This is a genomic window from Achromobacter sp. SLBN-14 (assembly GCF_006715415.1).
Taxonomy (GTDB): Bacteria; Pseudomonadota; Gammaproteobacteria; order Burkholderiales; family Burkholderiaceae_B; genus Achromobacter; species Achromobacter mucicolens.
This window is the reverse complement of the sequence record NZ_VFNE01000001.1, coordinates 3480777-3504304: the sequence shown is the minus strand read 5'-3', so window position 1 is coordinate 3504304 and position 23528 is coordinate 3480777. Positions and strand designations below refer to the sequence as shown.

Below are 23528 nucleotides of genomic sequence, written 5' to 3'. Positions count from 1 at the left end.
TGCAACGGCGCACATTCCGTGCGCCGTATCCGCAAATTCCTTTTGCGCAGGAGACCGCTCATGACGACTCGCCCCACCCCCGCCACCGGCCTTTTCACCGCCGCCCTGCTGGCTGCTTGCGGCATGCTGCAAGCCCCGGCCATGGCTGCCTCGCAAGACGCCCTGCCCGCCGCCGTCCAGGTGCCCGCCGGCCACAAAGTGGCCTGGGAAACCGTCGGCACCGGCGAAATTACCTATGAATGCCGCGCCAAGGCCGACGCCAAGGATCAGATGGAATGGGTGTTCGCCGGGCCGAAGGCAGTCCTGAAAGACCGCCAAGGCAAGCAGGTCGGCACCTATTACGGCCCGCCCGCCACCTGGGAGGCCGCGGACGGCTCCAAGCTGACCGGCACGCAGGTCGCCGTGGCGCCGGCCGGCGCGGGCAATTTGCCCTATCAACTGGTCAAGGCCAATCCCGCCATGGGCGCCGGCGCCATGACCGGCGTCGCTTATATCCAGCGCACGGCGCTCAAGGGCGGCGTGGCGCCTCAGAAGCCTTGCACCCAGGCCGGCCAACGCAGCCAGGTGTCGTACCAGGCCGACTACATCTTCTGGAAAGCGAACTGACGCCGGGCGGGCTGCGGCGGCGGGAGTCCGGTAACATGGCCCGGATCCGCCGCCGGGCTTGCCTGCCCGGTCCGTGCCCCTCACCCCCTGCCCCCGCGCGCATGCCAAACCGACCTGTTCCGGATTTCGATTACGAAGCAGCCCTCGAGCAGTGCGCCGCAGGGCGCCGCTCGGCGCTGGAAGCCCTGTACCGCCACGAAGGCCCGCGGCTGTTGGGCGTCGCCCAGCGCATCGTGCGTGACCGCGCCCGAGCTGAAGACATCGTGCACGATGCCTTCGTCAATATCTGGAACCGGGCCGGCAGCTTCGACGCTACGCGCGGCTCGGCCCGTGGCTGGCTTTACAGTGTGGCGCGCAACCTGGCGCTGAACGCCGTGCGAGACGGCCGCCATGAAACCGCCGTCGACGACGACACCGCCGCCGCGCTGGATGCGCGCGACGCGATCGACGCCTGGCACGACACACGCGAGGCCTTCGACTGGCGCGACAGCGCCGGCCGCATTGGCCCCTGCCTGGAACAACTGGAACCCGTGCGCCGCAACTGCGTGCTGCACGCCTACGTGGACGGCCTGTCGCACAGCGAAATCGCCCAGCGCCTGGGCGCGCCGCTGGGCACCGTCAAAGCCTGGATCAAACGCAGCCTGAAAGCGCTGAAGGAATGCCTGGCATGAGCGCCCCGACAGTCCCCCCCGAAAACCTGGACGAACTGGCCGGCGAGTACGTGCTTGGCACCTTGTCCGGCGCGCGCCGTCAGGAAGTCAACGCCCGCCTGCCGCACGATGCCGACCTGCGCGCCGCCGTCGACCGTTGGGAAGCGCGCCTGCTGCCGCTGACCGGCCTGACCGAACCGATCGAGCCCTCGCCCGGCCTGTGGCCACGCATCGCCAAAACGCTGGACCGCCAGCATGCGGCCCGGCGAGCCGGCCAGCCCGCGCGTCCAGGCTGGTGGGATAGCCTCTTCTTCTGGCGCGGCGCAGCCGCCAGCGGCCTTGCCGCCGCATTGGTCCTGGCCGGCACGCTGGCGCTACGGCCAGCGCAAACGCCAGGTCCCGTGCAGTACATGGTGGTGCTGGTAGCGCCACAATCGCAGACGCCAGGCTGGGTGGTGCAGGCCAGCGCGGGTCAGCGCGAGGTGCAACTGGTGCCGATCGCGGCCATGCAGGTGCCGGCCGATCGCGCGCTGGAATTCTGGACCAAGGCGGACGGCTGGGCCGGCCCGGTGTCGCTGGGCCTGATCAAACCCGGCGAGCCGGTGCGCATCCCCCTGGACAAGCTGCCCCCGCTGGAGGCGAACCAGTTGTTTGAACTGACGCTGGAACCGCCGAATGGCTCGCCCACCGGCAAGCCGACCGGTCCGATTCAGTTCATCGGCCGGGCGGTAAAGGTGATGTAGCCAAGGGGTCCTAGTCGATCTTGGCGCCAGAGTGCGCCACGATCGGCGCCCATTTGATCCGGGCCTCCTGGATCCGGCTGCCGAACTCAGCGGGCGTGGACGTAAGCGGCGTGGCGCCAATGTTCAGGATCTTTTCTATCGTCGCCGGCTCCTGCGAGATCTCGGTGATGGCCTTGGAGAGCGTCGCCAACGTCTGCGCCGGCAGGCCTTTGGGCGCGGCCACGCCAAACCACACTTCCACGTCATAGCCCGGCACGCCCGCTTCGGCCATGGTCGGCACGTCCGGCAGCAGCGGCGACCGCTTGGCGCTGGTCACGGCCAACGCTCGCAGGCTGCCGGCCTTCACATGCGGCAACGAGCCGGGCAGATTGTCAAACATCAACTGGATCTGATCGGCCAACAAGTCCGCCATCGCGGGGCCGCTTCCTTTGTACGGCACATGCGTGAAAGACGTGCCCGTCATCGACTGGAACAACTCACCCGACAGATGGTTGGTCGTACCGTTGCCAGCCGAGCCCATGTTCAGACTGGCCGGCTTGCTCTTGGCATACGCCGCAAGCTCTTGCACTGTCTTGGCCTGCACCTTGGGATTGACGACCAGGATGTTGGGCACACTGGCAAATTGCGCGATCGGGGTGAAGTCCTTCTCCGGGTCGAACGGCAGCTTCTTGTAGAGAGAAGGATTGATCCCCAACGTGCCCTCGGTGGCGAACAACAGCGTGTACCCGTCGGCGGGCGCTTTGGCGACCAGGTCCGTGCCAATGTTGCCGCCCGCGCCCGGACGGTTGTCGGCCACCACTTGCTGGCCAAGCTTCTCCGACAGGCGCGCCGCCAGCACGCGGCCCAGGTTGTCCGTGCTGCCGCCCACGGCGAATGGAATGATCAGCCGAATCGGCTTTGTCGGATAGGCATCCGCAATCGCAGCGGAAGAAAATGCCAGCGCCGAAGCGGCGGCAATCGTGATGGCAAGCTTCATGGTGGAACCCCTTGTGTAATAAGAATAGGAAAGCCGTGATCCCGACTCGGCCTTAGTCCAGCGGCGCCATCGCCAGCACCGCGATCTCTTTTTTCAACGTGGACCTTGCCGCGGCAATCGCGTCGCGCCGGGACGCCGCCAGGGACCGGGAGCCAGCCAGCGCGCGGCGCAGGTCTTCAATGCGCTTCGACAATTGCGCAGGCGCGGGGCCGCCATAGGCGGAACGGGCGTGCACGCTCGCCTGCGGATCCAGGCAACGTTGCACGGTTGCCGCATCAAGATGAATGTCGCGTCCCGTCTGTTCCGACGCCGCGGCGTTCACCATCTCGACGGTAATTTCATCGGCACACAGCTTGGCTTCAATGGCTTGGTACACCACGGCGCCCACCGCATGATGCGCTTCCCGGAACGACAGCCCCGATTCACGCACCAGCGCATCCGCCAGATCGGTCGCCGTGGAAAAGTCGGTCTTTGCTCTGCGCAGCATGGTCTGTTCGACGGGCTCTGCCGCGTCCAGCACCAGCCGGAAAAGCGCCAGGCAGCGAACGCACTCGTCGGCCGATTCCCAGAAGCTGCGCATGCTCTCCCTGTTGCCATCGCCGCTATGCGTGAAGTGCGTGCCCTTCACCGCGGTCATCGACGCGGTGAACAGGGCGATCAGGTGGCTGGTTTTACCTTTCAGATACTCGACCACCACCGGGTTCTTCTTCTGCGGCATGATGCTGGACGTGCCGGCCACGCGATCCGGAAAATTGATCAGCCCGAACTCAGGGGTAGCCCACACATAGAAATCCTGCGCGATTCTTCCCCAGGTCAACGAGGCGATGGTCATCGCCGACATCAGTTCCCAGGCAAAGTCCCGCGAAGCCACGGCATCCAATGAGTTGTCGACGCAGCGGTCAAAGCCCAGCAGACGCGCGGTCTCTTCGCGCTGGATGGGAAACGTTGTTCCCGCCAGCGCACCAGCGCCCAACGGGCATGCGTCGATATGCGCCAACGCCTGTTCGATGCGGGCCGCATCGCGGGCGATGGCATCGGCCGCGGCCGCCAGGTAGTGGCCATAGGTGATGGGTTGCGCGGATTGCAGATGCGTGTAGCCGGGCATGACCACGCCGGCATACTGCTCGGCGCGGGATATCGCGACCTCTCGCACTGCATTGAGCGCGTCAAGCACGTTCAAGCCGGCGTCGCGCGCCCGCAACCGGTCATGCGTGGCAAGGATGTCATTGCGGCTGCGCGCCACATGCAGGCGGCCGCCCACTTCCGGTCCCGCCAGGCCCATGAGGTGGGCTTCGTAATTGAAGTACGCATCCTCCCGCTGCGGGTCCAGCGGCACCGCATCGGCGCCATCGCGCTCCATTCGCTGCAGCGCGCGGGCAAGACTGATGGCCGGCTCTCGCGGCATCAGGCCCGCGCGCAACAGCATCAGCAGATGCGCTTGATTGATATCCGACAGGTAGTCAAAGCCACTACCGAACTCGCGATTCAACCGCGGCAGATATATGTGGTCGCAGACTTCCTGCGCGGTGGCTTGCTGCAATCTGCGACTGACCTTCGATTCCATGATCTTCCTGCTCCTGTGGCCCGTGCAAGGCGCCCGATCCGATGTATGGCTGGAGTATGAAAATCGACCGGCATTACGTCAAATGACAGTATTCGGCTTACGCATGCAGTTTTGATATGCTGCGACTCACACAAGGGGATTCAACGATGAAGTTCAAACACATCGAGACGTTTCGCGTGGTGATGCTGACGCGTTCCATGACGCTGGCTGCGGGTGAACTCCACACCTCGCAGTCCAATATCAGCCGGGTTATCGGGCAACTGGAAGCCGCTACCGGATTTCGATTGTTTGAACGCCGACCGGGCGGACTGATTCCCACGCCGGAAGCCGAAGCGTTCTACCGGGAAGTGCAACGCGCATTTCTCGGCATGGATGCGCTGGCCGATGCCGCACGTCTGATTCGCCAAGTGGGCCCCGGCACGCTGCGTATCGGCGCCGTGCCTTCCATCGCCATGAGCGTCATGCCGGAAGTGATGCGCAAGTTCCGGCAACACTACCCCGACGTGCCGGTCTCGATTCACACGGGCGACTCACCCACCGTCGCCAAGTGGACCGCAACGCGCTACTGCGACGTGGGCTTGGTCTCGTATCTGGCCGATACGCCCGGGGTCGCCGTCAATCTCTGGGCGGAGGATGAAGGAGTGTGCATCGTTCCCAATGGGCATCGCCTCGCGCGCAAGCGGCGGGTAAATGCCGGAGACCTTGTTGATGAGCCGTTTGTCTCGCTTACCCAGGGTGACGGCACGCGCGCCGCGATCGATGCCGCATTTGTGCCCGATCGCCGCAAGCTCATCCTGGATACGCCCTACGCGGCCACGATCTGCCGCATGGTGGCGATGGGGCTTGGGGTAAGCGTGGTCAATCCGCTTGTGATGCGAACCTTGAAGATTCCCGGCGTCACCAGCTTGCCGTTTTCGCCGACGATCGTGTTCTCGCGCTATATCCTTGCCGCGCAGCAACAGGCCGAGTCAAGTTTGACGGCGGCATTTCTGGGGTGCCTGCGCGAGGAGTAATGTGAGGAACGCCAATCACGCCGGCTTCTTGCCGTTGCGCGAAGCCGTCGCATCCTTTGCGGCGATCTGCAGCGGCTCCGGCAGGGCCTTGAGGCTTTCCCTGAAAAAGCGTCGTTGGCCGGGACCCAACCCCTGGACGATGTGTGCCAGCCGCTCCACCGCCGCAAACACTTCACGACTCAGCCCCTTGCTGTGCGTGCGAAACCAGACAAACTCAAGCAGCAGATTGGCCACCTGATGAGCCCCGTAGAAAACCCGGCCCGCATCATTCTCCTCAAGCGTAAACGCCGCGACATTCGACCAGTCTGCGTAGCCCTTGGCGCGCGAGAAGGCGGCTTCAAACGGCTTGACCGCCTCCAGCATTTTGTCCACTGGAAGGGGCGATTGCGATTGAAAGCGCTTCACGTCCCCGCTTCTGTCGTCGCAACCGCCACGCGCGATGCGCAGCACGAATACCGTATTCCAGGCAGAACTGCCGCCAACCCCGAAGCGGTCGCATATCCATTCAGACAGCCCCAGCCAGCGTAGTGAAGTTCCTTGTACCGAATGAACGTCCTGGTCGTTGATGACAGCCAGCAATCGCTGCTGCCAGAACAGCCACAACGTCCATCCGATGTTTGCCGCCACATCCTGGGCCGCCTCGACAGAGTCCGCCTCGTAAGCGGCCTGCAGCGCTTCCGACAAGGCGCTAATCGCTTTCTCCGCCTCGTTCATTCTCATGACTCGATCCGCGCTTTTGTCTTCCAGAGCGCTGCCTTTGTGCAGCAGCGCACGCAGATTCAGATACTCAAATCGCACGCGGGGGTTATAGCGAATGACCGGCGCCAGAAACTGGTCTGCCGCCAGACGGTCCAGTCCGGCATGGGATTGCCTGATATCCCCGCGCGCATAGCTATTCCAGGCTGTGGCAACCGACGCCATTGCCGACAAGGTCGGCATGGAGGGGCCGACGGCTTCCGACTGGAGAATTTTTCCCAGCCTGTTTAACGCGGCCTCGCTACGCCTTACGTTACCGTGACGACGCCATGCCAGACTCTCTTTCAGTATGGCCAACGCTCGTTGAAAGTCGTCCAGCGCCGTTCGGTCGGCGGCCCTATAACTCGCCGCCCAATTCATACCCGTTGTCGCCATGCCATCTCGAGCCAGCCGCATGGCCTGGGTCAGGTGATTCCAGTAATCCCCCTCCTGGGTCACGTATTGCAGCAGATCTGCGCGCGGGGACACATGCCCGCTCAATCCGAGAAAGTTCGCCACGAGGTCCAGGCTTGCCGGCGCCGCACCATGGCGGCACAGCACCCTATCTGCCTGCGCTTGCGTCATCCAGAATGGTCCCTGGCTGCGCCGTGAAGCATTGAGCAGCGCAGGCGGCAGGTCAATGGCGCTTCCCCACCCCACCTCTACGCCCCACGCCGCGAAATCCCGAAACGCGCGGGAAACAAACATGCGCAAGTTGGCGTTCCCCGGATATCGGGCCTGCAATGACGACCCGGGCACAGCCCCCTCACCGGTCTGCTGCGCGTACCAGACCCTTAGCAGCAGCCAAACCGACTGATTCCGCGCAGGCTTGCCGTCCACAAGCGGTGGACGGTCCAGATCGATTTGGATGTTCTGAGTCATGCCGCCATGTTACAGGCGTTACGGCACCTTGATTGGCGCTCATGAACCGCACGCATATTCTGGCGGCCGCATGCATCCCGCATGACAATCACGGAGATAACATGAATTCGAAATTTCGTCGGTTTGCCAAAGCCGCCTTGCCGCTGCTGATGACGTTGCTCGCGTCCGCGGGCGCTCACGCCGAATTACCGCAAGTCGATATCGGCGCGAGATTCCGGGAGGAACAAGTTGAGGGCACGTTCGTCCTGCTTGACGGACAGACCGGAGCATTTCAGCGCTACGACGAGGTCCGGGCCGACAAGCGGTATCTGCCCGCATCCACCTACAAGATTCCCAACTCGCTTATCGCACTGGAAACAGGCGTAGCGAAAGGCAAGGACTTCGAAATCGCGTGGGACAGCAAGCGCAACCCTCGCCAGCCATGGTGGCCGGCAGCATGGGCGCAAAACCATACGCTTGAATCGGCGCTACAGAACTCCGCCGTCTGGTATTACCAGGAAATCGCCAGACGCATCGGCGCCGAACGTATGCAGGCTTATGTCGACCGTTTCAACTACGGAAATCGAGACATTTCTGGTGGCATAGACAAATTCTGGCTAACCGGTGGGCTCAGAATCTCCGCGAACGAGCAGGTGGAATTCCTGCGCCGGTTCTATGTCAATCAATTCGGCCTGTCCGAGCGGACGGTGCAGATGACCAAGGACATCCTTGTCCTGGAAGAGACACCTGACTACCGTTTGAGCGGCAAGACGGGTTGGGCCGGACTAGGCGAACCTGGTGCGCAGCAGACGGGATGGCTGGTGGGCTACCTGGAGCGCGAGGGCAAGGTTTTCTATTTCGCGCTTAACGTGGACGTCAAGAAAAAACAGGATGCCGCTGCACGCATGAAGATCGTGCGCGCGGTGTTTGGGGATCTGGGGTTGATGGGCACTGTCGCTCCCAAGTGATCGGCGCAGTCCGCCGAATCTGAGAGGTCTGGCGTCTCCAGACAGCGAGCATCGGACACGGCTCACCAGTTTTCCCTTCAGAGGTGGCATCGAGTCCACCGGGCCGGATGCGGACGTTAATCAACGGCCGCAATCGGCCAGGAGCGGTCCTTGATCGCACCGCTTTACATACCGAGTTCCTAAGGTCTGTCCGTTCACTTAGCGATACATCGCCTGGCGGGAGGTGTTCGACAGCACAATCACCGCGCATGCTGCGCCGGTAAGTCTACCGACGTCCGTGCGAATGACTCGGCATATTTTGCCGTCTGCGGGATTTTCCATGCCTGTGCTCCTGGGCGTCGAAAGCACGGATTCGTACCACCGCCGCTGAATGTCCAGCAAGCCGCCGGCTCGCGAGCCTAGGCTGCACTTCAAACCAAGTGTCTTCAATTTAACGGTTCGAGGTCCGGCAGACGGCATTCAATCGCGAGGAGTGCTGTCCCGTCCGGCAACCGGTAATTATTATCACCGAGCCATGTGACGGGCTCGCCGTCGCGTAAGCAGCAGTAGTAATTAGCCCAGGCCCCGTCGTGGTTCGGAGCAGCCCTGTAGCGACGTTGGATGACATACGTAATCCCGTTGGCGTCCACCGCTACTATCTCAGTGACGCGTTTGGTATGGTCTAGTGTCATCATGCGGCCTCTATCTGAGGGGTAGTGCTCACCTCGTGCGGTAAGAGCCTCTCCGCCCGTTGTGCTGACGTGGACGATCTCCGGCGCATGCCCGACGCACAGGCGAAGACGTCCAGAGCCGACTGCACTGGGTACACTTCAAGGTACGCACTTAACCGGCGTAGTGATAGTTGTCCGGCGTCCAAGGGTCATCAATCAGGGTGGTTGCTGTCTTGGGCACGACGGATCGAGCGTTGTGGTTTGACTGTAGCGCCGGAAGTGCGGCGCCCTTCGGTGAAAGATGTTTCTCGGCTATTTGATGCAGACTAGTGACGAGCTGATTGATAAAGGGGAAGGGCATTTAGGTTCCATGGTGTCTGCGGCAGACGAAGCCCGGCAGTATTTATAGCGATTCAATCTTGGGCATGTGCCACAGGTTGTTGTGGCCGACGCCCGCCTTCACAGTACGCTCGCCACCCCTGATAACCTAAGCCTGAATTGAAACAAACCAATCCCCCGTGAATCGCGAGCTTCACTCTTCCTTGAGCGCGCGCATGCGAAAACTTCTCCAGACGGCGACTCCTGGACCTTCCTGAGGACGTTGCATTACGTGCGACTGGCCGCGCTTCGCCATACCTCCCGTGCCGAAATCAAGTTAGTTGCCCCCTCGAAATCAGAAACCTTATCCGGAACGCTTTACCGGGTGCTTTCTACTCATATCGTCTTGTTGGCGATTCCGATAGAGTGTCGTTTCCAGGACCAGTACTTTTCGTGCGGGCGTCGGAAAGCTCGCTCTGACAGGTGAGGCGTTCAATGATCACAAGACGAGAGTTTCTAGGCTCCAGTGCACTTGTAGCGCTCACTGGCACGACGCTTGGTCCGAGCCGGGTTCGGGCACAGACAAGCGCGGATCGCCCCGGGTTCTTCGGTGCGAAGGACATCGCGGAGGCGGGGTTCATTTACGGCCTGCCTATCGTGATGAACTACGCCGTCATGCATGAGTACGCGGTGGATCGCGGCTCGGGGCAATTCAAGGCGCCTTTCAACCACATCAAGAACGAACCCAACGTATTCACCTACAAAGACACGGCGATTGTCACGCCCAATAGCGACACGCCGTATTCCTTCGTGTGGATGGACTTGCGGGCAGAGCCGGTGGTGCTTTCCGTGCCGGCGATCGACCCGAAGCGCTATTACTCGGTCATGCTCTGCGACGGCAACACCTACAATTACGGCTATATCGGCACTCGCACGACCGGAAACGAGGCTGGCGACTACATGGTGGTCGGACCCGAATGGAAAGGTGCCGTCCCGGTGGGCATCAAGCGGGTGTTTCGGTCCAGCACACAGTTTTCGCTCGCCGGCTACCGCACCCAACTTTTTGGTCCAGACGATCTCGACAGCGTGAAGGCGGTCCAGGCTGGTTACCAGGTGCGAATGCTCTCGGCGTACCTGAATCAGGCGTCGCCACCGGCCGCAACAGCCATCAGCTTTCCCATGATCAACAAAGAGTTGGCGAAGACCAACTTCTTCGAGTTTCTGGACTTTGCGCTGCAGTTCGCGCCTCCACAAGCCAACGAGCTTGCAGTCCGCGCGGAACTCGCGCGCATCGGCGTGGGGGCAGGCAAGACTTTCAACTTCAGAGATTTGCCGCTGGACCAAAAACTGGAGATCGGCCTTGGCATGAAAGAAGGCCAGCGCAAAGTGGACGAAGCCGTCGCCAGCACTGGAAAGGCGATCAATGGCTGGCGGCTAAGCGGACTGCCGGGTAACAGCGAACACTACAACGGCGACTGGCTCAAGCGCGCCGTCGCGGCTCAGGCAGGCATATATGGAAATGACCCGGACGAGGCAACTTACCCGTTCACCCGCGTAGACGCAAATGGTCAGACGCTGGACTGCAGCAAACACAATTACACCCTCACGTTTCCGGCCGGCGCGTTGCCGCCGGTTAATTCGTTCTGGTCGCTGACTATGTACGACGGCAAGTCGCAGCTACTGGTCAGGAACCCGATCGACCGCTACCTAATCAACTCGCCCATGCTGCCTGCGATGAAGGTTAACGCGGACGGGTCATTGACACTCTACATCCAGCACAAGACGCCGGGCGGCGACAGGCAAGCCAACTGGCTCCCCGCTCCCGATGGGCCGGTCTACCTGGTAATGCGGCTGTACTGGCCAAAGATCACACCACCCTCGGTCCTGCCAGCCGGGGAAGGGACGTGGCAGCCGCCAGGGGTGGAACGCGTCGTATAGGTTCCGGAGAAGACAGTGCCTCGACGGCGCCACGGCTCAGCCGTGATCTCCCAACGCGGCCTGGAGTGTCTCACAGATCGCATGACTGCTGGACACCGTCGAGTCAGCTTTGAATCAATAGCCCGTCACGGCTCTCAGCGGTCGGTCGGGAACTAGCTTTCGGCAGCTTCGAATAACGCAACACGCATTGTGGATGTCTCTTGTGGGTCGAAAGCTGCCGGGTCGCACCGATGGCCGCCTTGCGGATTCGAACGCGCGGCCCCGCCGTGCGTCCAAAGCAATGGCCGCCTAGTGCGGCCTTTTGCTTTGGCGGATGTTGCAGGGTCAGTGAACGTCGGCAGCCCCTCATCGCCCACCACGAAAGACCGCTCCCCAGCACGAACGGAATCTTACATGACCGATGCCACAAGGGTGCTCTGGCATCAACGCTGTCGTATTGCGGCGGCAATGAGTTTCGCCACTTGTCCATTCGCCTTGCCCGGCTGGTGCCGGGAAGTCAGGGGGCTGGCTACTTCGCTAGCGTCCCCATCGCCTGCCGGACAAACGCCAGCGTCGCGTCGTCCGCCCATGTGCCAGCGGTCAAGTCGGGCTCTGTCATCAGTGCCTGCCGGAACTTGGCGTGGGTGGCCGGGTTCTTGCCCGCATACGAACTGAACAGTTCCAACCACTGCCGCGCCAGCGCCCGGCCGGTTTCCGAGTCGGGCGCCGCGCCCGCATCAATAGCGTTCCGGACCTCTGCGATTAACGGTGGCCACTCCGAGATCCTGTCGCAGTAATGCTCGCGCATGAACCGTGCTTCGTCCGGCGTCAGATATTTTTCGTAGATAAGCAGCTTGCTTTCCGAGAAGGCGCGCAGCACATAATCGCGCATGGCTTTGGAAATGCCGACGTGCGTCTGCATGTCGGGCTCCTGCTCGTGCATTTGGTTCAGCTTCACCAACAAGCGCGGATCGCCGTTGGTATCGCGCAGCAGCAGTTCCATCCAGCGATGGGCAAGTTGGCGCGGTTTAGCCTCCTCGGGCGCCACGCCCTGCTCCATTAGCTGCTCCACTTCGTGGACCAACGCAAGCCAGTCCGGGTCGCCGTCCGGCCCACGGGTGTATAGGGGCAAACGCGCCAGTTCTTCTCGCGAAAAATATTTATCATACATAGTCATCATCTCCAAAGCTTTCAGCCAATCGGCCAGCTCAGGCTCCGTGCCGTCCGCCAGCTGCTCGTGCAGTTGCGCCAAGCGTTCGCGCAGGTGCGCGGCCTGCTGTATCTGGCGGTCCAGCATGGCAAGCTGCCGGGAGATCACGTCCGCCAAGCGCGCGCCGGGCTGGTCCAGGTAAGCGCCAATTTCCGCCAACGCCAATCCGAAACGACTCAATGCCTGGATCTGATGCAGGCGGGCAATCTCGTCGCGACCGTACAGGCGATAGCCGTTTTCGGCGCGCGCTGAAGGCGTCAACAAACCGATCGCGTGGTAGTGGTGAAGCGTGCGGACGGTCAGCCCGGTACGCTTTGCCAGTTCTCCTACGGTCAGTTGCATGTTTCCTCCTTCGAATACGCAGGCCAAACTTTGGGCCATCACGTTACGTGAGGGTCAAGCGGTGCTGCAAGTCCTGTGGGCGGTCAGGGTTTAATTGGATGTCGGCCGCCGCAGCAGGCCGGAGGTGGCACACGTAGGTCGACCGCGCAACGGTACCGGGCTATGTCACGGCCGCCCGACCGTTTCGGGTCGTCATCGGCCGGTCGACAAGGACAGTTCTCGGCCAGGAGGAGACAGGGGTCACCGTTTTTGCTGAAGCTGATCCCTATACTGTGGATGACCTACCCAACATTTCCCTAAAGAGAACAAGCAGTCATGGGAATCTTGACATTAATTTCAATCGTTTCAGGTTTTGCATCAGCCTCGGCTTGGATCTACGCGAGCCAGGTAAAGGTATCTCGCGAGCGTGCTATACGGCAGCGCCGTCTGGCGGCGGAAAAAAGGGAACGAATCCGGACCTTTCTGGCGTGACATTCGATGGATGGGAAGTGCGGGAGACTTTGGCAGCACAATCAAAGTGGAACTCCATCGGCGCAGTGCTGGCAGCAACAGCGGTGCTTTGCCAAGCAGCAGGTCAGGCGCTCGATTAGCCGTGGCTCGACCAAATGCCAACTCTCCGCGGCTCAGTTTAATTTGAACATCTACGATGCAATCCGAATTCAAGCGTCTGTTGACGAAGTTCGAGCTGAGCCGAAAAGCTCTGTGAGAAGTTCTTGAACCAGGCTTTACGGCCCGTCTAGGGTCGAAAGCAGTCAGAGGAAAGAGCTACCTTGGCCGAAGGACGCCATGTCAAATATCGGCAGTCACCGGCCAGTTCCAACGGCAGTGGCTTGGCTGAATCTAGAGAGCATCCAGAATTACCCTACCTCTTACCGTCCCCGCAATTCCGCCCTCACCGCCACGCACTCCTTCCACTCCCCCTCAACGTATCGGAAAAAACGTCCCCCCCAAGGTCCCATTCACCCCGCAATAAGGCGGACCAGATGAACCCGCACCCGGCGGCAGTTCCTCAACGATCAGCCCGTCACCCTGCCGTTGCAGGTTCAGCACCCACCCCTTGGTGTCGACGCTCTTGACACGCAACCGCTCGCCCTTGGCCTTGCCAGTGGCTTCCACGTTGCACGACCAGCGCCCGTCGTGCGGTTGTGCGGCCGAACCTTCATACAGGATATCGCCGTCGGGCTTCTTCCAGAGCGTGATCTCGCCGGAGAGGTTGCGCCATCTGCCGCTGAAGCCCTTGCGTTCTGCCAAGTCGAGCGACGCGAGGAACGCGTCCCGATACTTCAGGCGGCTTGCCAGTTCCTCGATGGGTTTGTCTTTGTCGAACGGCTTCTCGAAGGCGTCGTCGCGCACCTGGGTGAAATACCGTTGGTCGCGCAACAAGGCCTCGGACGTGACGGTGTCCAGAGATTTGCGCGCTTCGTTGTAGCGCTTGGCGATGCTTGCATCGAGCGCTGCGAGTTGAGGGTTTGCGCAGATGGCTTTTTCTGCGCCGGTGCGCGCCTTGGCGCAGTCGAATGAAGGCGATGCGTCCGGTGCCGCCATGGCGGAGATGGAAAATGCGTACAGCACGGCGGCGGCGCAGGCGGCTGGGAGAGTATTTTTGGTCGGCATGGTGCCGCTGATGATAGCGAGAATTCGTGCACCGCATGGGCCAAGGACATCAAGCGCACACCAATCAGACGAGCCCCAGCAGCCTTTCCGTTTCTCTGGCCAACGCGACCAGCCGCGGCCCGATGTCGGCCGCGCGTTCGCGGTAAGGCCCATCCTGCGTGGGCACGCCGCAATTGAAGACATACAGCAGCGATTGATACGGCCGCCCCAGCGGCGCCGCAAATCCGTAGGCGTCCGGCCGCCATTCCTGGTTGTTGCCGCAGAAACCCTTGCGTTCCAGATCGCGCCGCGCCGCGGCCAGATTGGGGAAGTGCGCCGCGTAATGCCTTGGGTCGGCCACGCGCAGCTGGTTCAGCACGACGGCGCGTTCCTCGTCCGGCACGCGTGCAAGCCATGCCTTGCCCGCGGCGCTGGACAGCAGCGGCAGCGACGCGCCGATGTCGGGCCGCGTCTGCAGCGCCTCGTTGGAGCGGGCCGTTTCCACGTACACCATCTGCAAGCGGTCTCGCACAACGAGCGACACCGCGCCGCGCGCGTGGTCGGCAAGCTGCTTCATCAACGGCCGGGCCAGCTGCCGGATCTGCATGCTGGCGAGCAAGGGGTAACTCAACGCCAGCACCGAGGCGCCCAGGCGGTAGCGTGCCGGCTCGCCCTCGCGCTGCAGAAATCCCAGTTCCACCAGCGTGTGCGTCAGACGCGCCACCGCGCTGCGCGACAGGCCGGTTTGCTGCGCGAAGTCCTTGTTGGCCAGCACGGGCCTGTCGGCACGAAAGCACGTAAGGATGTCGATCCCGCGCGCCAGCGTGGTGGTCAGTTCGCGGTCCGGATCACGCGTCATTGCGCTGCTCCAGCATTTTCTCCACACGCTTGACCAGCGTCACCAGGCGCGGCGCAATGCGGCCGCGCAGGTCGCCGGGCCGCAGCCGCGTCACCGGCACCCCGCAATTGAAGACCAGCGTCTGGCCATCCACGCGCGTGCGCATGGGCACCGCCACGGCATGTACGTCCGAGTGCCAGTCCCCCTGTCCCACGCAATACCCGTGTTCGGCGTAATCCCGTTGCGCCGCTGCCAGATCCGGCGCGTGGCGCCGCCAGATGGCGGGATCGTGCCGCCGTAACGCCGCCAGCACGGGTTCGGCCTCGCCGGGCAGCGCCTGCGCCAGCCAAGCGCGCCCCATCGCCGAAGGCAGCAGCGGCAGCAAAGCGCCGATGTCCGGTCGGAACGACACGGCATCGTGCCCGCGGCAAGTTTCCACGTAGACCATGCTCAAGCCGTGGTGCATGCCCAGCGAAGCGGAGCCGCCCGCCGCATCGGCCAGCCGCTTCATCAACGGGCGCGCCAATTGACGCACCTTGATGCTGGCCAGAAGCGGATAGCTGAGTGAGAGCACGGCCGTGCCAAGGCGGTAGCGCCGCAGACCCGCGTCGTAGCGCAACAGGCCGCGCTGCATCAGCGTCGTCGTCAGGCGGGAAATCGTGGCCTTGGACAGGCCGGTGCGGTCCGAGAGTTCACGGTTGCTGAGTGCGGGCTCGCCATGCCGGAACGCCTGCAGCACCGACAGGCCGTGCGCCAGCGTGGTGGCGAAGGCGGGGTCGGCATGGTGTTCACCGGAGCGAGCGGTCATGGGCGGGATCCTGGTCCGGCGCGCTCGGGATGCGCACCGCGTATCCGTCGATGATAGAGCAGCCGGCCTGCGGATCCCCCTTCATGCCGTTCAAGATATCGAAACACTTGTCTCAAATCCGGCGGCCTTTTGCTAGCCTGATTCGAACAAGACGCGGCACGCATCAGCGCCCACGATAAAACGGAGACTCGCCATGATCAGGGACCCCGAAGGTTTCCCGCAATTTCTCGATTCACTGCGCCGCTACGTGCGCGACCAGCTCGCGCCCCGCGAGGCCGAGATCGCCCGTTTGGATGAGGTGCCGCAGGATCTGGTCGACAGCATGGCCGAACAGGGGATGTTCGGCTATTCCATTCCGCAGGAGTATGGCGGGGCGGGCATGACGACCGAAGAGCTGATCCTGGCCGCCATGGAGCTGTCCCAGTGTTCCGTGGCGCTGCGCGCCCGCGTCGGCACCAACACCGGCATCGGGTCCGAGGCGCTGGTCGCCGACGGCACCCCGGCGCAGAAGGCGCACTACCTGCCGCTGCTGGCGGCGGGCGAACTGACCGGGTGCTTTGCCCTGACGGAGCCGCAGGCAGGCTCCGACGCCACCGCGCTGCGGACCACCGCCGTGCGCGACGGCGACCATTACGTATTGAACGGCGAGAAGTGCTTCATCACGAACGCGCCGCTAGCTGGCCTGTTCACGGTCATGGCGCGCACCGATCCCGACGCGCCCGGCGCCAAGGGCATCACGGCTTTCATCGTGGAGCGCGGCACGCCAGGCCTGACCACCGGCCAGCCTTACGACAAGATGGGCCAGGCCGGGTCCCCCGTGTCGGCCGTGCATTTCCAGGACTGCCGGGTGCCGGCGGCCAACATCATCGGCGGCCAGGAAGGCCTGGGTTTCAAGACCGCGATGAAGGTGCTGAACAAGCAACGCATCCATCTGGCGGCCCTGTGCATCGGTCCCGCCATCCGCATGCTGGACGACACGCTGCGCTTTGTGGCCGAACGCCAGCAGTTCGGCAAGCCCCTGATGGACTTCCAGCTCATCCAGGCCATGCTGGCGGACTGCCAGACCGAGATCCAGGCCGCCCGCGCGCTGGTGCTGCAAACCGCCCGGGAACGCGACGCGGGCGTGGACGTGACGCTGAACGCCTCGATCTGCAAGTACTTCGCCTCTGAAATGTGCGGCCGCGTGGCCGACCGCTGCGTGCAGATGCACGGCGGCTATGGCTACATCGCCGATTACGGCATCGAGCGCTTCTACCGCGACGTGCGCCTGTTCCGCCTGTACGAGGGCACCAGCCAGATCCATCAATTGACCATCGCCCGCCACACGCTGACCCAGGCGGGCTACACGCCCGGCCGCTAGGGCACCCAGGGACCACGGCCACCAGAAGCCGCCGGCCCGCCAAACCAAAGGAGACTCCCATCATGCTGCACAAGCACCTGCCCAAATGGATCGGCGCGCTGGCTGCCGCCCTCGCCTGCGCGGCGTTGCCGCCACAAGCCGCGGCCGCCTACCCCGACAAGCCCATCCGCCTGATCGTGCCGTTCGCCCCCGGCGGCTCGACCGACATCCTGGGCCGCCTGCTGGCCGAGGCCCTGCACCCCATCCTGGGTCAGCCCGTCATCGTCGAGAACAAGCCGGGCGCGGGCGGCAACATCGGCGGCGACTTCGTGGCGCGCGCGGCCCCCGACGGCTATACGCTGCTGCTGGCCGCCGCCGGGCCCACCGTCGTCAACCCCAGCCTGTACGCCAACATGCCGTTCAATCCGGCCAAGGACCTGGCGCCCATCACCTGCCTGGAGCGCGAGCACAACCTGATGGTGGTGACCAAGTCGATGCCGGTGAAGACGCTGCAGGAGTTCCTGCAATACGCCCGCGCCAACCCGGGCAAGCTGTCGTTCGGCTCGCCGGGCAATGGCTCTCCCGCGCAACTGGCTGGCGAGCTGCTCAAGCAGCAGACCGGCATCCAGGCCGAGCACGTGCCGTACAAAGGCAGCGGTCCCGCCATCACCGACCTGGTGGCCGGGCACATCGATTTCATGATCGACAACATGCCCGCCCTCTTGCCCCAGGTGAAGGCGGGCGGCCTGCGCGCGCTGGCCGTGCCCAGCGACCAGCGCGCCACCGCCGCGCCCGACATTCCCACCTTTGACGAGGCCGGCCAGAAGGGCTTTGTGGTGATGGCCTGGAAAGGGTTGATGGCGCCCGCCGGCACCGACCCGGCGGTGATCGAGCGCCTGCATGCAGCCGTGGTCAAGGCGCTGCAGGATCCGCAATTGCGGGCCCGCTTCCAGGAGCTGGGGGCCGAGCCGCTGGCCAGCACACCGGCCGAGTTCGCCAAGCAGATCGCCGACGAAACCGCCTGGTGGGCCAAGCTGGTGAAGTCCACAGGCACCCGCATCCAATAGGCCGACGCCAGGAGACCGCCATGCACCCCTGCTTTCGAACGTTGCGCGCGCTATGCGCCGCCGTCCTGCTGAGCGCGGCGGGCGCCGCCCAGGCGGGCGCCTATCCGGATAAACCGGTGCGGCTGATCGTGCCCTACGCCGCCGGCGGCGGCACCGACACCGCCGCGCGAATGATCGCGCGCAAACTGGCGCCCCTGATCGGGCAGCCGGTGGTGGTTGAAAACAAACCTGGCGGCGCCACGCAGATCGGGACGGCCTACGTGGCCAGCGCGCAGCCGGACGGCTACACCCTGCTGATGGGCACGGCCAATCTTGCGACCAACAGCGTGCTGTACGCCAAGCTGCCCTACGACGTGAACAAGGACCTGACGCCGGTGATCGGGGCCACGGATGTGCCCGTGTACCTGCTGCTGCCGGCGGCCAGCCCGCTTCGGACGTTGGAAGACATCAAGCGTGCCGCCACCGCGCAGCACGGCCTGACCTACGCCACCGCCGGCACGGGCAGCATCCCGCATCTGGCCGGCGAGCAGTTCGCGCACGAGACGGGCATTGCGCTGCGCCACATTCCGTACAAGGGCAGCAGCGAGGCCGCCACCGCGCTGGTCGGCGGGCAGGTCCAGATGAGCTTTGACAACCTGCCCCCGGTGTATGCGCAGGTCAAGGCGCAGCGGCTGCGGCCCATTGCCATCGCGGCGCAAAAACGCAACCCCGATCTGCCCGACGTGCCCACGCTGGCCGAACTGGGCGTGCCGCTGTCGGCCTCGTCGTGGTGGGGCGTGATGGCGCCTGCCGGCACACCGAAGGACGTGATCGGCCAGCTCAACCGCCAGATCAACGCCGTGCTGGCCGACCCCGAAGTGCGCAGCTATTTCACCGGCCTTGGCATGCAGCCCACGGGAGGCACGCCCGAAGCCTTCGGGCAGCACATCGCCGACGAAACCCGCAGATGGCGCGCCGTCGTCAAGCAGGCGGGCGTCAAGATCGAGGAATAAGCCATGCAGGATACGCAAGATCGCTACGCGGGCGATGCCCTGCCGGACCTGTGCGCACGGGTGCGCCGCTTCGTTGACGAGGTCGCGATACCCGCCGAGTCCCCGGCCATCGCGCGCGACGTGGCCGCACTCGACCGTTGTGTCGCCCAACTGCGCGCACGGGCAAAAGAGGCCGGTCTGTACGCGCCCCAGTTGCCCGTGCAATGGGGCGGACTCGGGCTGGGCTGGCGCGCGCTGGCCGAGGTGCTGGAAGAAGCCGGCCGGAGCTTCCTGGGCCCCGCGGCGCTGAACTGCGCCGCGCCCGACCAGCCCAACATGCTGACGCTGCTACGTCTGGGCAACGCTGCCCAGCTGGAGCGCTTTCTGGCGCCGCTGGTGCGGGGAGAGCAGCGGGCCTGCTTCGCCATGACCGAACCGGCGCCAGGCGCCGGCTCCGACCCGTCCATGCTGCGCACACGGGCCGAGCGGCGCGGTTCGCGTTGGGTGCTCAATGGCCACAAGCAGTTCATCAGCGGCGGCGTGGGCGCGGACTTTGCCCTGGTGCTGGCACGCGGCGAGACCGGCGCCACCTTATTTCTGGTGCCTTCCGACACCCCGGGTTACCGGGTGGTGCGCGACATCGGCATGGTCACGGGCTACCAGATCGGCGGACATGCCGAGATCCTGCTGCAGGACTGCGAGGTGGGCGACGACGCCGTGCTGGGTGAGCCGGGCCAGGGCCTGGCCCATGCGCAACTCAGGCTGGAACCGGCGCGGCTTTCCCACTGCATGCGATACATCGGCCGCGCCCGCCGCGCGCTGGAGACGGCGCAGGCCTACGTCGCGCAGCGCGAGTCCTTCGGCGCGCGTCTTGCGGACCTGCAACAGGTGCAGGCGATGATCGCGGACTCGCACATCGACCTGCACGCCAGCCGCCTCATGACGCTGGACTGCGCGGCCCGCATGGACGCGGGCCTGCCGGTAAAGCAGCACAGCGCCATGACCAAGGTTTTCGTGTCCGACGCCGTGAACCGCGTGGCCGACCGCGCCGTGCAAATGATGGGCGCCCTGGGCCTGTCCGACGACACGCCCGTGTCGATGATCTGGCAGGAGATGCGCCCTTTCCGCATCTACGACGGCGCCAACGAACTGCACCGCGCCACGCTGGCGCGCCGGCTGATGGCGCGAGCCTGAGCCTCAATGGAGACAACGATGGACAATCCCCGATTCCAGGCCTACCGGCTGCACGCCGACGCGGCGGGCGAGCCGCCGCTGGGCCGTTTCGAGACGCTGACCGCCGACCAGTTGTCCGCGGGCGACACGCTCATCAAGGTGGCCTATGCGGGCTTGAACTACAAGGATGCGCTGGCGCAGGCGGGACGCGGCGGCATCGTGCGCGACTACCCCCGCATCGGCGGCATCGACCTGTCCGGCACCGTGGTGCATTCCGCCGACCCCGCGCTTTCGCTGGGCCGGGAGGTCGTCGTGCACGGCTTCGGCATCGGCGTGGATTGCGACGGCGGCTATGCCGAGTTTGCGCGGGTGCGCCATGACTGGGTGCTGCCGCTGCCCGCGGGCATCGGCCTGCGCGACGCGGCCGTGCTGGGCGCAGCGGGCTACACCGCCGCGCTGTCGCTGCACTGGATGGAACACTGCGGACTGACGCCCGCGCACGGCGACGTGCTGGTCACCGGCGCCACGGGCGGCGTGGCCAGCGTCGCGATCGACATCCTGAGCCAGCGCGGCTACCGCGTCTGCGCCATGACCGGCAAGCCGGACGCCGCGGACTATCTGCGCTCGCTCGGCGCGCACGAAGTGATTGCCCCGCCCGATCCGTCGGCCGGCATCAAGCCGCTGATGAGCGCGCGCTGGGCGGGCGTGATCGACTCCGTGGGCGGCGCGCTGCTGGCCCACGCGCTGGCCTGCGTGAAGCCGGACGGCGTTGCCGCTGCCTTCGGCAACGCGGGCGGCGCGGAGCTGCCCACGTCGGTCATCCCCTTCATCCTTCGCGGCATCAAGCTGCTGGGCATCAACGCCAACAGCCCCATGCCGTTGCGGCGCGAGGTCTGGAACAAGCTTGCCGGTGAATACCGCCCCGCGCACCTGGACCTGATCGCGCGCGTCATCGAACCCCGCCAGCTGCCGCAGGCGCTTGCCGCCCTGCTCGAACGCGGCAGCACCGGCCGCAGTGTCGTCCGCTACTCCTGAACGCCGATATCCATGAACCCGTCTGCCCTCCCCTCCCTGTCCCGCCTCTTCGATCCGCAAGGGATTGCCATCGTCGGCGCGTCGGCCACGCCCGGCAAGATCGGCGCGATGCCCGTCAGCCTGCTGCTGCAGCACGGCTATGGCGGCCGCATCGTCCCCGTGAATCCGCGCGCGGACACCATCGCTGGCCTGCGTGCCGTGCCCGGCCTGGACGCGCTCGACGCGGACATCGACCTGGCCATTCTGGCGGTGCCCGCCGCCCACGCCGCGCAGGCGCTTGAACGCGCCCGCCCGGGCCAGGTAGGCGCGGCCGTGGTGTTTACCTCCGGCTTTTCCGAAACCGGCGCGCAGGGCGCGGCCGAACAGGATCGGCTATGCGCCATCGCGCGCGAGCGCGGCATCCGCCTGCTGGGACCGAATTGCCTGGGCTTCATGAATGTGCGGCGCAACGTCTACGCGACGTTCTCGCCCGCGCCCGCCAACGGTGTCGTCGCCGCCGGCGGCATCGGCATGGTGACGCAAAGCGGCGCGTTCGGCGCCTACGCCTACAGCATGGCGCGCGAACGCGGCCTGGGCTTGTCACACTGGATCAGCACCGGCAACGAGGCCGACATCGACGTTGCCGACTGCATCGAATGGCTGGCCGGCGATACGCACACCCGCGTCATCATGGCCTACATGGAAGGCTGCCGCGACGGCGCCAAGCTACGCCGCGCGCTGTCCGCGGCGCGCGCTGCCGGCAAGCCCGTGGTCGTGACCAAGATCGGCCGCACCCAGGCCGGCGCGCAGGCCGCGGCCTCGCACACCGCGGCACTTGCCGGCGACGACGCCGTGTACGACGCGCTATTCCGCCAGTACGGCGCCCTGCGTGCGCGCACCATCGAGGAATTCTTCAACCTGGGCTATGCGCTGGACACCTGGAAGCGCCCGCCGCAAGGCCGCCGCCTGGGCATCTTCACCATTTCCGGCGGCGTGGGCGCGCTGATGGCCGACGACGCCGCCGACAGCGGACTGACGCTGCCCGAACCGGCCGCGGACGCGCAGGCCAGGCTGCTGGAACGCGTGCCGTTTGCCAGCGGCCGCAATCCCGTCGATGTCACTGGCCAAGCCGTCTCCGAACCCGGGCTGCTGCTGGCCACCGCCGACGACATGCTGGCCGATGGCCGCTACGATGCCCTGGCTGTCTTCCTGGCAGCCGCGGGCTCGTCCGAAGCGCTGTGGCCCACCTTCGAAGCCTTCGCGCGGCAGATGCAGGCGCGCCATCCCGACGTGCCGCTTGCAATTAGCGCCCTGTTCCCGCCTGCGCGGCGGCGCGAACTGGAGCGTCTGGGCTGCCTGGTCTTCCCGGATCCCAGCGCCGCCGTCCGCACGATCGCCGCGGTGGGCGCGATGTCATCCCATTCCGGCCGCGGAACGACGCAAGCGGATCCCGCCCCGGACACGGCTAACCGTGCGCCGCTGCGCGAAACCTATACCGAAATCCAGGCCATGGAACTGCTGCGCGACGCCGGCATGCCGGCTTCCCCGAGCACGCTGGCGGTTGATGCCGACGCGGCCGTGCGCGCCGCCGGCGACCTTCGCGGGGCGGGCCAGGACATTCCTGTCGTCCTAAAAGTGGTCTCGCCAGACATCACGCACAAAAGCGACGTGGGCGGCGTCAAGCTCAACATCCGGGGCGAGGACGCGGTGCGACGCGCTTATGCGGACATCATGGCCGCGGTAAGCCAGCATCGTCCCGACGCCCGCGTCGAGGGGGTGCTCGTCGCACCCATGGCGCCCAAGGGCGTGGAATGCATCGCTGGCGTGCATTGCGACCCGGTGTTCGGGCCCGTGGTCATGTTCGGACTGGGCGGCGTTTTCGTCGAGGTGCTGAAAGACGTCAGCTTCCGGCTGGCGCCCTTTGGCCGCGATGAGGCCCTGGACATGATTCGCGAGATCAAGGGATACGCGCTGCTGCAGGGCGCGCGCGGGGCGCCCCCGTGCGATGTCGATGCCCTGGCCGACGCGCTGGCCACCCTATCCCGGTTCGCGCATGCGCGAGCGGGGGATTTCAGCTCGGTGGAGATCAATCCCTTGCTGGCGCTGCCCGAGGGACAGGGCGCGGTGGCGCTGGACGCGGTGGTGATTCGGAAAGGCCAGCCCGCATGATGC

19 protein-coding genes are annotated in these 23528 nt (G+C 64.8%); 12 read left to right on the top strand and 7 right to left on the bottom strand.

All coding sequences use genetic code 11. The annotated features are described in order from the left end of the window. Positions 1–60: 60 nt before the first annotated feature. The 3 genes from FBY20_RS15985 (at position 61) to FBY20_RS15975 (ending at position 1999) form a co-directional block, all read left to right on the top strand. Positions 61–606 (top strand): DUF3455 domain-containing protein, encoded by a 546-nt coding sequence (locus tag FBY20_RS15985; RefSeq protein ID WP_056325648.1) that lies wholly within the window; start codon positions 61–63, stop codon positions 604–606. 101 nt (positions 607–707) lie between these two features. Beyond that, complete coding sequence (locus FBY20_RS15980; RefSeq protein WP_056325645.1) at positions 708–1277, top strand: sigma-70 family RNA polymerase sigma factor; 570 nt, start codon at positions 708–710, stop codon at positions 1275–1277. Continuing rightward, positions 1274–1999, top strand: a complete 726-nt coding sequence (locus FBY20_RS15975; RefSeq protein WP_142053349.1) for an anti-sigma factor domain-containing protein — start codon at positions 1274–1276, stop codon at positions 1997–1999. The genes FBY20_RS15980 and FBY20_RS15975 overlap by 4 nt, the downstream gene beginning before the upstream one ends. Before the next feature lie 10 nt (positions 2000–2009). On the opposite strand, the gene FBY20_RS15970 is transcribed toward FBY20_RS15975, so the two are convergent. Both FBY20_RS15970 and argH read right to left on the bottom strand, forming a co-directional pair. Beyond that, a complete protein-coding gene (locus tag FBY20_RS15970; RefSeq protein ID WP_056325639.1) occupies positions 2010–2975 on the bottom strand; it encodes a tripartite tricarboxylate transporter substrate binding protein in 966 nt (321 codons plus the stop codon). Between the two features lie 52 nt (positions 2976–3027). Continuing rightward, positions 3028–4539: an argininosuccinate lyase gene (argH, locus tag FBY20_RS15965; RefSeq protein ID WP_142053347.1), complete on the bottom strand. Its 1512-nt coding sequence runs from the start codon at positions 4537–4539 to the stop codon at positions 3028–3030. A 146-nt stretch (positions 4540–4685) separates the two neighbouring features. On the opposite strand from argH, the gene FBY20_RS15960 reads away from it, so the two are divergent. Next, positions 4686–5552, top strand: a complete 867-nt coding sequence (locus FBY20_RS15960; protein WP_142053345.1) for a LysR family transcriptional regulator — start codon at positions 4686–4688, stop codon at positions 5550–5552. A gap of 15 nt (positions 5553–5567) precedes the next feature. Here FBY20_RS15960 and FBY20_RS15955 read toward each other — a convergent pair whose 3' ends face one another. After that, the gene (locus FBY20_RS15955; protein WP_142053343.1) at positions 5568–7169 is read right to left on the bottom strand and encodes a hypothetical protein; all 1602 of its coding nucleotides are present in this window, start codon (positions 7167–7169) and stop codon (positions 5568–5570) included. Positions 7170–7210: 41 nt separating this feature from the next. On the opposite strand from FBY20_RS15955, the gene blaOXA reads away from it, so the two are divergent. Both blaOXA and FBY20_RS15945 read left to right on the top strand, forming a co-directional pair. Further along, a complete protein-coding gene (gene blaOXA / locus FBY20_RS15950) occupies positions 7211–8116 on the top strand; it encodes a class D beta-lactamase (RefSeq protein ID WP_255452372.1) in 906 nt (301 codons plus the stop codon). A 1463-nt stretch (positions 8117–9579) separates the two neighbouring features. Continuing rightward, the gene (locus FBY20_RS15945) at positions 9580–11022 is read left to right on the top strand and encodes a DUF1254 domain-containing protein (RefSeq protein WP_056325631.1); all 1443 of its coding nucleotides are present in this window, start codon (positions 9580–9582) and stop codon (positions 11020–11022) included. A gap of 508 nt (positions 11023–11530) precedes the next feature. Here the strand turns inward: FBY20_RS15945 and FBY20_RS15940 are convergent. The 4 genes from FBY20_RS15940 to FBY20_RS15925 all read right to left on the bottom strand — a co-directional run bounded on the left by FBY20_RS15940 (position 11531) and on the right by FBY20_RS15925 (position 15792). Next, a complete protein-coding gene (locus tag FBY20_RS15940) occupies positions 11531–12553 on the bottom strand; it encodes a MerR family transcriptional regulator (RefSeq protein WP_056325629.1) in 1023 nt (340 codons plus the stop codon). 921 nt (positions 12554–13474) lie between these two features. Next, entirely contained in the window at positions 13475–14167 is a 693-nt protein-coding gene (locus FBY20_RS15935; protein ID WP_142053341.1) for a lysozyme inhibitor LprI family protein, read from the bottom strand. Positions 14168–14231: 64 nt separating this feature from the next. After that, positions 14232–15005 (bottom strand): IclR family transcriptional regulator, encoded by a 774-nt coding sequence (locus tag FBY20_RS15930; protein ID WP_056325624.1) that lies wholly within the window; start codon positions 15003–15005, stop codon positions 14232–14234. Next, the gene (locus FBY20_RS15925) at positions 14995–15792 is read right to left on the bottom strand and encodes an IclR family transcriptional regulator (protein WP_142053339.1); all 798 of its coding nucleotides are present in this window, start codon (positions 15790–15792) and stop codon (positions 14995–14997) included. The genes FBY20_RS15930 and FBY20_RS15925 overlap by 11 nt, the downstream gene beginning before the upstream one ends. Before the next feature lie 193 nt (positions 15793–15985). Between FBY20_RS15925 and FBY20_RS15920 the strand changes: the two genes are divergently transcribed. The 6 genes from FBY20_RS15920 (at position 15986) to FBY20_RS15895 (ending at position 23525) form a co-directional block, all read left to right on the top strand. After that, positions 15986–17152: an acyl-CoA dehydrogenase family protein gene (locus FBY20_RS15920; RefSeq protein ID WP_056325619.1), complete on the top strand. Its 1167-nt coding sequence runs from the start codon at positions 15986–15988 to the stop codon at positions 17150–17152. Positions 17153–17214: 62 nt separating this feature from the next. Beyond that, complete coding sequence (locus tag FBY20_RS15915) at positions 17215–18198, top strand: tripartite tricarboxylate transporter substrate binding protein (protein WP_062839609.1); 984 nt, start codon at positions 17215–17217, stop codon at positions 18196–18198. A gap of 20 nt (positions 18199–18218) precedes the next feature. Next, positions 18219–19190 carry a tripartite tricarboxylate transporter substrate binding protein gene (locus FBY20_RS15910; protein WP_142053337.1) on the top strand — a complete coding sequence of 324 codons (972 nt, stop codon included), beginning with the start codon at positions 18219–18221 and terminating at the stop codon, positions 19188–19190. Positions 19191–19193: 3 nt separating this feature from the next. Continuing rightward, positions 19194–20363 (top strand): acyl-CoA dehydrogenase family protein, encoded by a 1170-nt coding sequence (locus FBY20_RS15905; protein ID WP_142053335.1) that lies wholly within the window; start codon positions 19194–19196, stop codon positions 20361–20363. Positions 20364–20381: 18 nt separating this feature from the next. Continuing rightward, on the top strand, positions 20382–21377 hold the full coding sequence (locus tag FBY20_RS15900) for an acryloyl-CoA reductase (protein WP_142053333.1): 996 nt from the start codon (positions 20382–20384) through the stop codon (positions 21375–21377). A gap of 12 nt (positions 21378–21389) precedes the next feature. Continuing rightward, positions 21390–23525 carry an acetate--CoA ligase family protein gene (locus tag FBY20_RS15895; RefSeq protein ID WP_142053331.1) on the top strand — a complete coding sequence of 712 codons (2136 nt, stop codon included), beginning with the start codon at positions 21390–21392 and terminating at the stop codon, positions 23523–23525. Positions 23526–23528 lie beyond the last annotated feature (3 nt).

Coding starts and splice junctions, on each gene's coding strand:
- FBY20_RS15985 (WP_056325648.1), top strand. CDS start 61: ATGACGACTCGCCCCACCCCCGCCACCGGCCTTTTCACCGCCGCCCTG.
- FBY20_RS15980 (WP_056325645.1), top strand. CDS start 708: ATGCCAAACCGACCTGTTCCGGATTTCGATTACGAAGCAGCCCTCGAG.
- FBY20_RS15975 (WP_142053349.1), top strand. CDS start 1,274: ATGAGCGCCCCGACAGTCCCCCCCGAAAACCTGGACGAACTGGCCGGC.
- FBY20_RS15970 (WP_056325639.1), bottom strand. CDS start 2,975: ATGAAGCTTGCCATCACGATTGCCGCCGCTTCGGCGCTGGCATTTTCT.
- argH (WP_142053347.1), bottom strand. CDS start 4,539: ATGGAATCGAAGGTCAGTCGCAGATTGCAGCAAGCCACCGCGCAGGAA.
- FBY20_RS15960 (WP_142053345.1), top strand. CDS start 4,686: ATGAAGTTCAAACACATCGAGACGTTTCGCGTGGTGATGCTGACGCGT.
- FBY20_RS15955 (WP_142053343.1), bottom strand. CDS start 7,169: ATGACTCAGAACATCCAAATCGATCTGGACCGTCCACCGCTTGTGGAC.
- blaOXA (WP_255452372.1), top strand. CDS start 7,211: ATGAACCGCACGCATATTCTGGCGGCCGCATGCATCCCGCATGACAAT.
- FBY20_RS15945 (WP_056325631.1), top strand. CDS start 9,580: ATGATCACAAGACGAGAGTTTCTAGGCTCCAGTGCACTTGTAGCGCTC.
- FBY20_RS15940 (WP_056325629.1), bottom strand. CDS start 12,553: ATGCAACTGACCGTAGGAGAACTGGCAAAGCGTACCGGGCTGACCGTC.
- FBY20_RS15935 (WP_142053341.1), bottom strand. CDS start 14,167: ATGCCGACCAAAAATACTCTCCCAGCCGCCTGCGCCGCCGCCGTGCTG.
- FBY20_RS15930 (WP_056325624.1), bottom strand. CDS start 15,005: ATGACGCGTGATCCGGACCGCGAACTGACCACCACGCTGGCGCGCGGG.
- FBY20_RS15925 (WP_142053339.1), bottom strand. CDS start 15,792: ATGACCGCTCGCTCCGGTGAACACCATGCCGACCCCGCCTTCGCCACC.
- FBY20_RS15920 (WP_056325619.1), top strand. CDS start 15,986: ATGATCAGGGACCCCGAAGGTTTCCCGCAATTTCTCGATTCACTGCGC.
- FBY20_RS15915 (WP_062839609.1), top strand. CDS start 17,215: ATGCTGCACAAGCACCTGCCCAAATGGATCGGCGCGCTGGCTGCCGCC.
- FBY20_RS15910 (WP_142053337.1), top strand. CDS start 18,219: ATGCACCCCTGCTTTCGAACGTTGCGCGCGCTATGCGCCGCCGTCCTG.
- FBY20_RS15905 (WP_142053335.1), top strand. CDS start 19,194: ATGCAGGATACGCAAGATCGCTACGCGGGCGATGCCCTGCCGGACCTG.
- FBY20_RS15900 (WP_142053333.1), top strand. CDS start 20,382: ATGGACAATCCCCGATTCCAGGCCTACCGGCTGCACGCCGACGCGGCG.
- FBY20_RS15895 (WP_142053331.1), top strand. CDS start 21,390: ATGAACCCGTCTGCCCTCCCCTCCCTGTCCCGCCTCTTCGATCCGCAA.